This is a genomic window from Pseudomonas moorei (assembly GCF_042846945.1).
In the GTDB taxonomy this organism is placed as follows: Bacteria; Pseudomonadota; Gammaproteobacteria; order Pseudomonadales; family Pseudomonadaceae; genus Aquipseudomonas; species Aquipseudomonas moorei.
This window is the reverse complement of the sequence record NZ_AP035776.1, coordinates 4,358,447-4,371,460: the sequence shown is the minus strand read 5'-3', so window position 1 is coordinate 4,371,460 and position 13,014 is coordinate 4,358,447. Positions and strand designations below refer to the sequence as shown.

Sequence of the window (13,014 nt, the reverse complement as noted above, 5' to 3'; positions counted from 1 at the left end):
CCATCGAGCGCTCATGCCCTTCCTCACCCACACCCACCCTCGCCTGTCCACCGCCCTGGCACTGGGCATCGCGGCGGGCATTCTGGTTCCGGCCGATTCGGTCATCAGCAAGATACTCATCGGCTGGAATGCCGGGGTCTGGACTTACCTGATCCTGATGTCCTGGCTAGTCGTGCGCTCCAAAGCGGCGGATGTCAAACGCATTGCCGACATCGAAGACGAAAACGCCGGGCTGGTGCTGTTCGTGGTGTGCATTGCGGCGATTGCCAGCCTGGCGACCATCACCTTCGAACTGGCCGGCAGCAAGGACCTGGAAACCACCCGCAAACTTCTGCATTACGGTTTCACCGCGTTGACGGTGATCGGTTCGTGGCTGTTGATCGGGGTGATTTTCAGCGTGCATTACGCGCGGCTGTATTACACCTGGCAAGGCAAGGAGCCGGCGCTGCGCTTTGCCGAGGGTTTGACCACCCCCAATTACTGGGACTTCCTGTACTTCTCCTTCACCATCGGCGTGGCGGTGCAGACGTCCGATGTGGGCGTGGCGACCCGTGAGATGCGCAAGATCGTGCTGGCGCAGTCGCTGATCGGGTTTTTGTTCAACACGGCCATTCTCGGGTTTTCGATCAACATCGCCGCCGGGCTGTTCAGCTGACAAGCTGCACAAACGTTCTAGGTTTCGAGGCTGGCGCGGGGTTAAATCGTTCGGCAATCCGCCCCACAGGTGCAGCATGACGTCTCACAACTGGATCGACCTGGCCCAGGATGCCGACACCGGCATCGAGACCCTGCGTGCGCATTTCGAAGGGCACGCCTACGACCCGCACTGGCATGACAGCTATCTGGTCGGCGTGACCGAGCAAGGTGTACAGCAATTCAACTGCCGGCGTACCAGGCACCAAAGCACACCGGGCAAGGTGTTCTTGATCGAGCCGGGAGACATTCACGACGGCGAAGCCCCGACCGATGACGGTTTCACCTACCGCATGCTGTACCTCGACCCACAGTGGTTGCAGCGCGAACTCGCCGCCGTGTTCGACAAGGCCCCCGACCACGGCCAATTGAGCTTCGCCAACACCCTGGCAACCGACGCACGCCTGGCTCAGGCCACCAGCCTGGCCTTCGAAACCCTGCATCGCGGCGAACTGAAAATCGTCCGGCAAACCGCCCTGGATGGTTTGCTCGAACGCCTGACCTGCCATTTGCACTGGCGCACCCGCTATGGCGAAGACCCACGCCTGCCCCGTGTGGCGCAGAAAGCCCGGGAATACCTGCACGCCAACGCCCAGTACGACATCGGCCTCGATCAACTGGCTGCGGCTACCGGCGTCGACCGTTTCCGCCTGACCCGTGCGTTCAAGGCCGCCTATGGCATCGCGCCCCACGCCTATCTCGTGCAATTGCGCCTGGCCAAGGCTCGGCGAATGCTGGCCCAGGGCGAACATCCGGCGGCGGTGGCCATGACGCTGGGCTTCGCCGACCAGAGTCATCTCGGCCGCTGGTTCGTCCGTGCCTACGGCCTGACACCGGCGCTGTACCGCAAGCGCTGCTCAAATCTTCCAGACAGGTAACGCCGGGATTGTGAAGATCGACTTCACAGATCTTCACCGGAGTTTGCCCGCGATGTTCGCCTCTTTTCCGACGTTACTGCCCTTCCTGCTGTTTGCCTTTGTCGCCGCGATCACGCCCGGCCCGACCAATATTCTGCTGCTGAGCAACAGTGCCCGGTTCGGCGTGGCGGCGGCCATTCCGATCATCCTCGGTGCCTGCGCCAGCGCTGCAGTCCTTGTGCTGCTGGTGGGTACCGGGGCCGGGTCTGCGTTGACGGCCTGGCCGTTCTTGCAAACCGTCATGCAATGGGTCGGTGCAGGGTGGCTGACCTATCTGGCCTGGCAGATTTTTAGCGCTCCGGCCCAAGCCATCAGCGCTCAAGCAACCGATGCACGCCTTGGACTGTGGGGCGCTGCCGGCCTGCAATGGATCAACCCGAAGACCTGGTTGATGGCGCTGGCGGTGGTCAGTGTGTTTGCCGGAGTAGACGAAAATCGACTGGTCCATGTGCTCTACCTTTCCCTGGCGTTCTTCGTGATTTCGGTGCCATGCCTGAGCGCGTGGGCGCTGCTCGGTGCCGTGTCCTCGCGCTGGTTGCGTTCGGCAACGGCCGTGCAACGCTTCAACCGTGGCATGGCCCTGTTGCTGCTGGGTTCGGCGTGGTGGAGCGTGCTGGGGTAAGCGCCTCTCGTCGCCGGCTGTCGGACAATTGTTCATCCGGGGCTTGACGGCGAATTGGCTTTTGGTGTCTTCTGAAACCGGTTTCAGAGGTGCAGTACACGCACCCGACCTGATAAATCCAATAAGAAGGTTTCAGACCGTGAACGATTTCTCCGCCGCCCAGCGCAGCCGCGTGACCATGCTCGACGTGGCCGAACACGCCAAGGTCTCCAAGGCCAGCGTTTCGCGGTTCATCGGCGACGACCGCGCCCTGCTCTCCGATGCCATCGCCCAGCGCATCGAACAAGCCATTGCCGAATTGGGTTATCGCCCGAACCAGATGGCCCGTGGTCTGAAACGCGGACGTACCCGCCTGATCGGCATGCTGGTGGCCGATATCCGCAACCCTTATTCAATTGCCGTGATGCACGGGGTGGAAACCGCCTGCCGTCAGCACGGCTACAGCCTGGTGGTGTGCAACACCGACCGCGACGACGAACAGGAACGCCAGCACCTGGCCCTGCTGCGCTCCTACAACATCGAAGGCCTGATCGTGAACACCCTCGGCCATCACCGTGACGAGTTGCTCGAACTGCACCGTGAAATGCCCCTGGTGCTGGTGGACCGCAAGGTCGAGCACCTGGAGAGCGATATGGTGGGCCTGGACAACCCCGCAGCGGTCGAGATGGCCCTCGCCCACCTTGAAGAACGCGGCTACCGCGATGTGTTGCTGGTGACCGAACCCTTTGACGGCACCAGTTCTCGCATCGAGCGGGTCGCCAGCTTCAAGGCGCACATCGAACAACGCCCGGCCCTGCGCGGCACGCTGGTCGAAACCGGCAGCGATCTGAGCGCACAACTCAAAGCCTTTCTCGACTCACCCGGACCGGGTCCCAAAGCGCTGTTCTGCGCCAACGGGATTGCGGCACTGGCCAGCACCCATGCGCTGCGTGAGCTCAAGTGCAACCTGTTTGAAGACGTGGGCCTGATCGCCCTGGATGATCTGGAGTGGTACCCGCTGGTGGGCAGCGGCATCACCGCCCTCGCCCAGCCGACCACGGAGATTGGCGCCAGTGCGTTCGAGTGTTTGCTCAAGCGGTTGCGCGGGGATGATGGGGCGGTGCGCACGCTGGATTTTCCGGCGCGGCTGATTGTCCGGGGTTCGACCCTTGGAGTTCTTCGGTGAATGTACCGGCCCTTTCGCGAGCAGGCTCGCTCCCACAAGGATTGGCGAACGCTGGCCCATTGTGGGAGCGAGCCTGCTCGCGATGAGGCCAGCAAGAACATTACAAAAATCAGCAGTGATATTTTTTTGAACAAAAATGAAACCGGTTTCAGAGGTAGAAAAACAATGAACAAACCCGCCGTTTCCATCAGCCTGTCCAGCTACGGTGCCGATCTGGTCCGTCAGCGCGGCCAGGGCAGTTTCATCGACGTCCTGGCCGCCGCTGGCGCCACGCACATTGAATGGCGCGAAGAATTGCTGACGGTCGAGGACCCGGTACAACTGGCCGAAGCGACGCGGACCCAAGGCCTCGAAAGCGTGTATTCCTCGCCCATGGAGCTGTGGTTGGCCGGGCAGTCCAAACCCAACCCGCAACTGATCATCGCCCTGCAGCGCGCCCACGCGTTCGGCGCCAAATGGCTGAAAGTCTCGCTCGGCTATTTCACCGATAACGGTGACCTGCAAGCCCTGACCCGGGTGCTCGGCGACAGCACCGTGCAGTTACTGGTGGAAAACGACCAGACCTTGCACGGGGGTCGAATCGAACCGTTCCAGCGCTTTTTCGCCCAAGTCGAGCAACACCGCCTTGCGATCAAAATGACCTTCGACATCGGCAACTGGCACTGGCAAGACCAGTCGGCCGCCAGCGCCGCACGGCTGCTCGGTCGCCACGTCGGTTACGTGCACTGCAAAGCGGTGACGCGTCGTGCCGACGGCAAGCAGGTGGCCATCCCCCCCACCGCCGTGGACTTGCAACAGTGGGAACACCTGCTGCGGCACATGGCCCAAGGGGTTATGCGAGCGGTTGAATACCCGCTGCAAGGCGACGACCTGGTGCAACTGACCCACGAACACGTCAGCGCCCTCGCCCGACTCGGCCAAGCGCAACTGGAGAACGCTCATGTCTGAGATCGATATTCTGTCGTTCGGCGAAACCATGGCGATGTTCGTCGCCGAGCAGGCCGGCGATCTGGCCAGCGTCAAAGCTTTCCACAAACGCATTGCCGGCGCCGACAGCAACGTCGCCATCGGTTTGTCGCGACTGGGCTTCAAGGTGGCCTGGCTGAGCCGGGTCGGCGCGGATTCACTGGGCCGATTCGTGATCGATACGCTGGAGAAAGAAGGCCTGGATTGCCGCCACGTCGATATCGACCCCGCGCACCCCACCGGTTTTCAGCTCAAGTCGCGCACTGACGATGGCAGCGACCCGGTGGTCGAATACTTCCGCCGTGGCTCGGCGGCCAGTCACTTGTCGGCGCATTCGATCGTGCCTGAACTGCTCAACGCCCGGCACCTGCACGCCACCGGCATTCCACCGGCGCTGTCGGAAACGGCGCGGCAGATGTCCTTCGAATTGATGACCCGCATGCGCGATGCCGGCCGTAGCGTGTCGTTCGACCCGAACCTGCGCCCCGGCCTGTGGGCCAGCGAGCGACTGATGATCAGCGAAATCAACCGCCTCGCTGCCCTCGCCCATTGGGTGCTGCCAGGGTTGAGCGAAGGACGCCTGCTCACCGGCTTCGAAGACCCGGCCGACATCGCAGCGTTCTACCTCGACCAGGGCGCCGAAGCGGTCGCCATCAAGCTCGGCCCTCACGGTGCTTATTACCGCACGCAACTGGATGCCGGATTTGTCGCCGGAGTGCCGGTGCAAACCGTGGTCGACACCGTGGGTGCCGGTGATGGTTTCGCCGTGGGCATGATCAGCGCACTCCTGGAAAACCACAGCTTTGCCGAGGCGGTAAAGCGTGCCAACTGGATTGGCAGCCGCGCGGTGCAGAGCCGCGGGGACATGGAGGGGTTGCCAAGCCGGGCCGAGATGGTCAGCGAATTTGAGGTCGCCATCGCGAGCAGGCTCGCTCCCACACTGGATCGTATTCCAACGTAGTTCCCTGTGGGAGCGAGCCTGCTCGCGATAAGGCCAGTACAGGCACTGAAGAACAATCCGTTACCTGCTGCGACAAAAACAACAAGCTCAGGAGCACCACCATGAAAACCGCAACGCTCGCCACCCGCCGCTGGTGGTACATCATGCCCATCGTGTTCATCACCTATAGCCTGGCGTACCTCGATCGCGCCAACTACGGGTTCGCCGCCGCCTCTGGCATGGCCGCGGACCTGATGATCACCCCGGGCCTGTCGTCGATGCTCGGCGCGCTGTTCTTCCTCGGTTACTTTTTCTTCCAGGTGCCGGGGGCGATCTACGCGCAGAAACACAGCGTGAAGAAACTGATTTTCGTCAGCCTGATCCTCTGGGGCGGCCTGGCGACCTTGACCGGGATTGTCTCCAATGCCTGGTGGCTGGTGGTCATCCGCTTCATGCTCGGCGTGGTCGAAGCCGCGGTGATGCCGGCGATGCTGATCTATCTATGCCATTGGTTCACCCGTGCCGAACGCTCGCGGGCCAACACCTTCCTGATCCTCGGCAACCCGGTGACCATGCTGTGGATGTCGGTGGTGTCGGGCTATCTGGTACAGCATTTCAGCTGGCGCTGGATGTTTATCATCGAAGGTTTGCCGGCGGTGCTCTGGGCCTTTATCTGGTGGCGTCTGGCCGATGATCGTCCCTCCCAGGCCAAGTGGCTCAACGACCAGGAAAAGCTCGATCTGGAAAGCGCCCTGGCGGCCGAGCAGGTCGGCATCAAAGCAGTGAAAAACTACGCTGAAGCGTTCCGCTCCGGCAAAGTCATCCTCCTGGCCCTGCAGTTTTTCTGCTGGAGCATCGGCGTATACGGCTTTGTGCTGTGGTTGCCGTCGATCCTCAAGGCCGGCGCGCAAATGGACATGATCGAAGCCGGCTGGCTCTCGGCCCTGCCTTACCTGGCGGCGGTGATCGGCATGCTGCTGGTGTCCTGGGGTTCGGACAAGCTGCAAAAACGCAAACGCTTCGTCTGGCCGCCGCTGCTGATTGCTTCCATCGCTTTCTACGGTTCCTACGCCCTGGGCGCCGAACATTTCTGGTGGTCGTACACCCTGCTGGTGATTGCCGGTGCCTGCATGTACGCGCCTTACGGCCCTTTCTTCGCGATCATTCCGGAAATCCTCCCGTCCAACGTCGCGGGCGGCGCCATGGCGCTGATCAACAGCATGGGCGCCTTGGGATCGTTCGGCGGCTCCTACCTGGTCGGCTACCTGAACAGTTCCACCGGCTCGCCCGGCGCATCTTATTTGCTGATGAGCGGCGCGCTGATGCTTTCGGTGGTGCTGACGATGTGCCTCAAGCCCGGCGCCAGCGACCGGGAGCGTCCCACGGTCGCGCTGACCCGTCGCACCGCCGCCCACCCATGATTTGATGTCGAGAGAACCCGGATGAAAAAGCAGGTCGTTCTATACAAGAAACTGTCGCCATCGCTGATGGCTCGCTTGCACGAGCAGGCTGAAGTGACACTGATCGAAAGCCTCGACGCCACAGGGCTGGCCAAGCTGCGCGACGCCCTGCCCCGTGCCCAGGGCTTGCTCGGCGCCAGCCTGAAGCTGGATGCCGAACTGCTCGACCTGGCGCCGAAACTTGAAGCCATCGCCAGCGTCTCGGTGGGCGTCGACAACTACGACATCGACTACCTGACCGAACGGCGCATCCTGCTCAGCAACACGCCGGATGTGCTGACCGAAACCACCGCCGACACCGGGTTCGCCCTGATCCTGGCCACCGCGCGGCGTGTGGTGGAACTGGCGAACATGGTTCGCGACGGCCAGTGGACCCGCAACATCGGCCCCGCGCATTTCGGCAGTGATGTGCACGGCAAGACCCTGGGCATCATCGGCATGGGGCGCATAGGCGAAGCCCTGGCCCAGCGCGGGCATTTCGGTTTCGGCATGCCGGTGATCTACCACAGCCACTCACCGAAACCAGCGGTCGAACAGCGGTTCAATGCCCGGTACCGCAGCCTCGACGAGCTCTTGCAGCAGGCCGACTTTGTCTGCCTGACCCTGCCGCTGACCGCTGAAACCGAAGGGCTGATCGGTGCGCGGCAGTTCGCGCTGATGCGTCCAGAGACCATCTTCATCAATATTTCACGGGGCAAAGTCGTGGATGAAGCGGCGCTGATCCAGGCCCTGAGCGAACGACAGATTCGCGCCGCCGGGCTGGACGTGTTCGAGCGCGAGCCGCTCAGTCACGACTCGCCTTTGCTGCAACTGGACAATGTGGTGGCCACGCCGCACATGGGCTCGGCCACCCATGAAACGCGGGAAGCCATGGCCCGGTGTGCGGTGGACAACCTGTTGGCGGCGCTGGCGGGTCAGCGGCCGGTTAATCTGGTCAATCCGCAGGCGTGGCGCTAGCCCTTGGGTATAACCGGCACATAGACCCACTCGGACAGCTCACCGTCGGCAAACCGGCAGCAGACAGCGATATTGAGCGGCAACAGGGGTATCAGGTTATACAGTGTGTGCACGGTCGCCGAGACGTCTGTCGAATTCGTCAGCACCTTGACTCGATAACCAATCGGAGCCTGCCCGGTGGGTGCCTCCCAAGCAATGGAAACCCTGCGGTTTCCATTGGCCGTCACCCGCAGATTGCGTGGCACATTCGATGCGTCACCGGTCGTGAAGGTAGCCGTCGCGGGTGAAGAAAGTCCGCCATTTACACTTCGAGTCCGGACCTCGACGTTGTAGGTCGATTCGGGCTGCAACGGCGTCAAGGCGTAATCCAGTCCGCGGCTCGTGCCGACCAACGTTCCATTGCAGGTAATCGAATAGTCAAACACGGTCGCGGTGCCGCCAGGCGCTGCCCACACCAGCGTTGCGCTGGTGCCGGTCACAGCGGTGACTTGTAGCGACACCGGTGTGCCCGGATGCGCACCGATCACGAACTCGGCTGGGTGCGAGATGTTGTTTGCGGGGCCACGTGCCCGTACCGAAAATCTGTATTCACGGTCGGCGTCGAGCCCGCGTATCTCGCACGGCGGTCGCGTCACATTGATGGAGGGGATGCCCGAAGCGGATATTTCATAGCCCACCGCATTAGGACACAGATTGCACATTGCATAGGGCTCGTCCCATGTGAGCACCGCTGTCGTGGCGGCGCGATGGCCGGTCAAATGGCCCGGCGAGCAAATGCGTTCTCCGCCATAAGCCGGTGTGGTGAACGGCTTCACGCTGTACGCCGAGAAGTAATCGCCCAGACCATAATTGCCGACGCCCTTGGCCCGTACCTTGAACTCGTATTGGGTGTTTTCATTCAGCCCGGTCGCCCGATAGCTTCGTTCGGCAATCGTCGTCAGACGCTCATTGTTCAGATAAACCTCGTATCGCGTATCGGCGGTGTAGTCAGCACCGGCGCGCCAACTCAAAAGCGCCGTATCGTCAGTGAGCTCATCAAGTGAAAGTTCCTGCGGCGCCTGAAATACTTTCGTTGAAGCGCTGGAGACAGAAGGCTCCGATTCGCCGCTGGCATTGATGGCCCGAACCTCAATGAAATATCGGGTGTCGGGACGAAGACGCTGGATGCGGTGATTCATGTATGGCGTCGGTTCGGTGACAAACACCTCACGCTGAGGGGTATCGATCCCCATACTGACATGATAATTGGCAGATTGCGGCGGCCCCCAGGTGACGGTAACAGCATCATGGGTGGTGATGACGTGCAGGCTGCCGGGTTTGGGAGGCAGCGCCGGGCCGTCGAGTGTCTTCTGGGTAATGCGCGCCGGAGATGACTCACCGTTACTATTGCGGGCACTGACCTCCACAAAATAAAGGGTATTTTGCATCAGGTTGGTCAGCGACTGTCGCGGTAGACCCGTCGTCAGCGTAGTCACCGCGCCACCAGGTTCGATGCCATGGCGAATGACATAATCGACGGCACCGGTGACCGCCGTCCATTCCACGTCCATCGCCGAGATCGCTGGCGTCGCCCTTAGCCCGGTCGGGGTTGCGGGCACTTGCAGCGTCTGTTTGACAATCCGCGCCGGCGACGAGTCGCCGACATTGTTCGATGAGCGAATGTCGAAGTAATAATTGGTGCCAGCGCTCAGGCCACTGAATGTATGGGCTCGTGTCGCAGAGGTCGCGGTGCCGATGACCGCTCCGCTGGGCGCAACCCCATAACTGAGTTTGTAGCTGGAGGCTTCGGCAGGCCCGGACCAGGTCAGTGCCATCGAGTCTTTACTTGGGGTCGCGGCAAGACTGGTCGGGGGTGCCGGCACGGCAGTACCCGGTTTGGTGGTGGCGTCCACGTCTTTGCTCGCAGGCGACACTTCGCTGCCCTTGAGCCCGAACGCCTGGATCTGATACCGGGTATCGGGACTCAGGCCATTGATCACATAGCGCAGGCCAATGATCGGCACGTCGAACTCGCCCACCGGCGTCCCTGCGGTGCTCCATTTCAAACGTGTGCCGGTATGCCCGCCACCCGCCATGTAGCCCCAGGTAACGGTGATGGATGACTCTGTTTGCGCGGTGGCGGAAATGGCGATCGGGGCCGCAACGTAAGTCGCTGGCGACATGCTTGATTCGTCTTGATGGATGCTCATTCAGAAGCCTGCGGCAATGGTTGTCATGCCTCCTATTAAAATGCCCTTCGCTTCAGTTGCACCACTGACAGAACTGATAGTGGCAGGCAGGCGGTTTCTATGCATGTGCCTGCCAGTGGGCGTAAACGTTGAGGGAATGGGCTTATCGTTTAGCCAAAAACCGCACGCGGTTGCATCAAGTCCGTCGCACACAGGGCAATTCGCCGGCATGCATCGGCCAGTTTCTGCTGGTCCACCACCAGGCCAAGGCGAATATGCCCCGCCGCACTCGGTCCGAACGCTTCGCCCGCCAGCACCGACACGCCATAACCTTCCAGCAATCGCTCGGCGAAGCGATGGGCACTCAACCCGGCCTGCCGCACATCAATCATCACGAACATTCCGCCATCGGGCCTGACCGCGCGAAGGCCCGGGCAATGGTTAAGGCTCGTGCATACCAGGTCACGACGCTGGCGATACTCCTCACGCATCAACGCCACCTCCGGCAGATCTTCATCAAGCGCCACCTGCGCAGCCTTCTGCACGAACTCCGGAATGCCAAACAGCATGCACAACGACAGATGCTCCAGATGGTCGTTCAGGGGTTTGGGCCCGATCACCCACCCCACCCGCCAACCGCTCATGGCATGGGATTTGGACAGGCTGTTGATGGTCACGGTGCGCTCTGCCATGCCCGGCAGACTCGCCGGACTGATGTGCTCGCCTTCGTAGAGCAACTCGCTGTAGACCTCATCGCTGATCAGCCATAAATCATGTCGGATGCACAGCAAAGCCAGTTCCTGCCAAACCATCAGCGGCAAACTGGCGCCCGAAGGATTGTTCGGACTGTTGAGCAAAATGGCACGGGTCCTTGTGGTGATCAGCGCCGCCACATCCGCCGGGTCGACCCGAAAGCCATTCTCCGGACGTACCGCCACCGGCACCACTTTGGCGCCACACGCCCCCATGACCCCTTCATAGGTGACGTACATCGGCTCGGCGACAATCACTTCATCGCCCGGATCGAGCAAGCATTGCGCCACTGAATACACCGCGCTCTGGGCACCGGGCAGTACCACCACATGCTCGGCGTCCACCACCTGGCCGCTGGTGCGCCGATGACGTCGGGCAATGCTGTCGCGCAATCCTCGACGGCCACGGACCTCAGAGTAATGGGTATCTCCGGCCAGCAGGCTGTCGATGGCCGCCTGCACCACAGGTCTGGGGGTATCGAAATCGGGATCGCCAACCGATAACAGCAGTACATCGGCACCCTGTTCGCGCAATTGCAGCGCTCGGTAATGAATCTGCCAGGCCGCCGCACCGTCACCGGCGATTCGATGGGTCAAGGCTGAATAGCGCATGTGGTTCTCCTGTCGCGCGGGTTCCAAGCCACAACCCTATCTCAAATCATGAGACACGCCAGTACCGCATTCCATTCGACGGACGGGCATTGCGCGACGAATCGAGAATCGGTCCGACCGCCGATGCCTTACGGTTCTGTTTTTTTGCCACTCGACAGTGACTCCCCGGATAAAAAACGCCTTTCCATTCAAGAATGTAGCGCTCGGTCTGTAGAACAAAAAAACACAACGACAACTCCTACAAACTCGAAGCACTTTCACTGACAGCCTTTTCCCCAATGCCTGATTAAAGTGCACCACCTGTAATTTGTGACAGGTTCCAAGCGATGGAAATCGCGCTATAAGAACCCCGTACCTCCAGCCCTTGTCAGGTGCCTGTGCTGAGTTCGCCATACCAGGCCGTCGGTGCCGCGTTGAACAGCGCAATCACCGATTGGGTACCGGGGCTGATGGTGCGCGTGAGGGTATTGAGGTACCAGTCGGTGGGGCTCTGTTGGACCAGGTCATAGGAGAAAGCCCCTAGGTCCACCGCGCCGCCGGCCAGCGCGAACGTCGCGTCACCGCCGCCGATGTGCACGACCGGAATGGCACCGGCACCCACGGGTTCCGAGCCACTGGAATCGATCGCCACGGTGTGATTGCCGGTGGCCGTACCGGTCACGGTCAGGGTATCGACCTGGCCGGTTGTGAAATCGGTGTGCATGAAGAACGTACCACCGGTGCCCGAAAGCGTGCCCACGTTCAACTTGAAGAACTCGCCGGGGTTGCCGAACTGGATGGCACCGCCATTCATGTTCAGGTTTTCGACCTGACCATCGCCGACCATGATCCAGCGCGCATCGCTGTTGACGCCCAGGTTCTGCACATTCTGCAGGCGACCGGTCAGGGTGGCGGCGTTTTCAAGCAGCACATTGGCGGTGCTGGTCTCGTCGGCAACGATATCGCCCACCAGATTGCTGCTACCGACCCGCAGATCCGCTGCGGAGCCTCTGCGCACATCCAGCAGGATGCCATTGCTGGCGGACAGGGTGGACCCGTTGAGGACCGCAATATTGGTCTGTGCAGGAACCCCTGTACTGGCGTCGACGACGATCGCCGAACCGTTGAGACCCACAACCTCGGTATGGTTCAGCGTTAGTTTGCTGGTGGCATTGAGACCGGGATCCGGGTTGATATCGATACCGTTTCGGCTGCCGGTGATCTGACTGTCAGTCGCCTCGACGGTACCACTGAACAGGCGCAGACCGGCAGCATTGGGACCGGTGCCGATGAGCTTCGATTGTGTCAGTGTCAGCAGGCTCAAGGCATTGACCGTGGCACCGTTGGTCACGCCAGTGATCGTGCTGTTGGCGCTGACCGTTGCCCTGGAACCCTGAGCACCCGCCGCATCGCGACTGACCACCAGACCGATCCGGTCGCTTGAAATGGTGGCACCTGCAATGTTGGCCGTACCGGCATTCAAATGCACGCCGTTGGCGCGTGTCCCGGTCACAGCGGTGCCATTGAGGTTCAGGGTCGAATTGTTGACCGCAATATCACGGGTCGCGCCGCCATTACTGTTCAAGGTCGAATTGCCATTCAACACGTAATTATCAACCGCGGTATTACCGTCAATGTCGAGAGTCTCTTCGGGGACCAAAACCCTTGCGTGCCCCATTTCACTGATCAACAAAAAAGGCGTGATGGAGAGCAGCTTTAATGCACAAGACAGCGGATGCAACCTGAACAATTGAACCGAGGACATGTAGGCACCTTTTTGTAG

Annotated in this window: 11 protein-coding genes; 8 read left to right on the top strand and 3 right to left on the bottom strand. The window is 61.1% G+C overall.

Going from position 1 to position 13,014, the window contains the following annotated elements; translation table 11 throughout:
- The first annotated feature begins 13 nt into the window (after positions 1-13).
- From ACGJAX_RS20765 to ACGJAX_RS20730, 8 genes are all read left to right on the top strand, one after another.
- Positions 14-655, top strand: a complete 642-nt coding sequence (locus ACGJAX_RS20765) for a DUF1345 domain-containing protein (RefSeq protein WP_247255698.1) — start codon at positions 14-16, stop codon at positions 653-655.
- 76 nt (positions 656-731) lie between these two features.
- Positions 732-1,571 carry an AraC family ligand binding domain-containing protein gene (locus tag ACGJAX_RS20760; RefSeq protein ID WP_390955960.1) on the top strand — a complete coding sequence of 280 codons (840 nt, stop codon included), beginning with the start codon at positions 732-734 and terminating at the stop codon, positions 1,569-1,571.
- Between the two features lie 52 nt (positions 1,572-1,623).
- Positions 1,624-2,232, top strand: a complete 609-nt coding sequence (locus ACGJAX_RS20755) for a LysE family transporter (protein ID WP_390955959.1) — start codon at positions 1,624-1,626, stop codon at positions 2,230-2,232.
- Positions 2,233-2,371: 139 nt separating this feature from the next.
- Positions 2,372-3,397: a substrate-binding domain-containing protein gene (locus ACGJAX_RS20750; RefSeq protein ID WP_390955958.1), complete on the top strand. Its 1,026-nt coding sequence runs from the start codon at positions 2,372-2,374 to the stop codon at positions 3,395-3,397.
- A gap of 165 nt (positions 3,398-3,562) precedes the next feature.
- Positions 3,563-4,345, top strand: coding sequence for a TIM barrel protein (locus ACGJAX_RS20745; RefSeq protein ID WP_390955957.1), 783 nt, complete (start codon positions 3,563-3,565; stop codon positions 4,343-4,345).
- Positions 4,338-5,324 (top strand): PfkB family carbohydrate kinase, encoded by a 987-nt coding sequence (locus tag ACGJAX_RS20740; RefSeq protein WP_390955956.1) that lies wholly within the window; start codon positions 4,338-4,340, stop codon positions 5,322-5,324. Before ACGJAX_RS20745 ends, ACGJAX_RS20740 begins: the two co-directional genes overlap by 8 nt.
- Before the next feature lie 101 nt (positions 5,325-5,425).
- Positions 5,426-6,724 carry an MFS transporter gene (locus tag ACGJAX_RS20735; protein ID WP_247255703.1) on the top strand — a complete coding sequence of 433 codons (1,299 nt, stop codon included), beginning with the start codon at positions 5,426-5,428 and terminating at the stop codon, positions 6,722-6,724.
- A 21-nt stretch (positions 6,725-6,745) separates the two neighbouring features.
- Positions 6,746-7,720, top strand: coding sequence for an NAD(P)-dependent oxidoreductase (locus tag ACGJAX_RS20730; protein WP_390955955.1), 975 nt, complete (start codon positions 6,746-6,748; stop codon positions 7,718-7,720).
- On the opposite strand, the gene ACGJAX_RS20725 is transcribed toward ACGJAX_RS20730, so the two are convergent.
- The 3 genes from ACGJAX_RS20725 to ACGJAX_RS20715 form a co-directional block, all read right to left on the bottom strand.
- Positions 7,717-9,909, bottom strand: coding sequence for a fibronectin type III domain-containing protein (locus ACGJAX_RS20725; protein ID WP_390955954.1), 2,193 nt, complete (start codon positions 9,907-9,909; stop codon positions 7,717-7,719). The genes ACGJAX_RS20730 and ACGJAX_RS20725 overlap by 4 nt on opposite strands.
- A 149-nt stretch (positions 9,910-10,058) precedes the next feature.
- Positions 10,059-11,252 (bottom strand): aminotransferase class I/II-fold pyridoxal phosphate-dependent enzyme, encoded by a 1,194-nt coding sequence (locus tag ACGJAX_RS20720; RefSeq protein ID WP_390955953.1) that lies wholly within the window; start codon positions 11,250-11,252, stop codon positions 10,059-10,061.
- A 367-nt stretch (positions 11,253-11,619) separates the two neighbouring features.
- Entirely contained in the window at positions 11,620-12,816 is a 1,197-nt protein-coding gene (locus ACGJAX_RS20715; RefSeq protein WP_390955952.1) for a pertactin-like passenger domain-containing protein, read from the bottom strand.
- Positions 12,817-13,014: the final 198 nt, after the last annotated feature.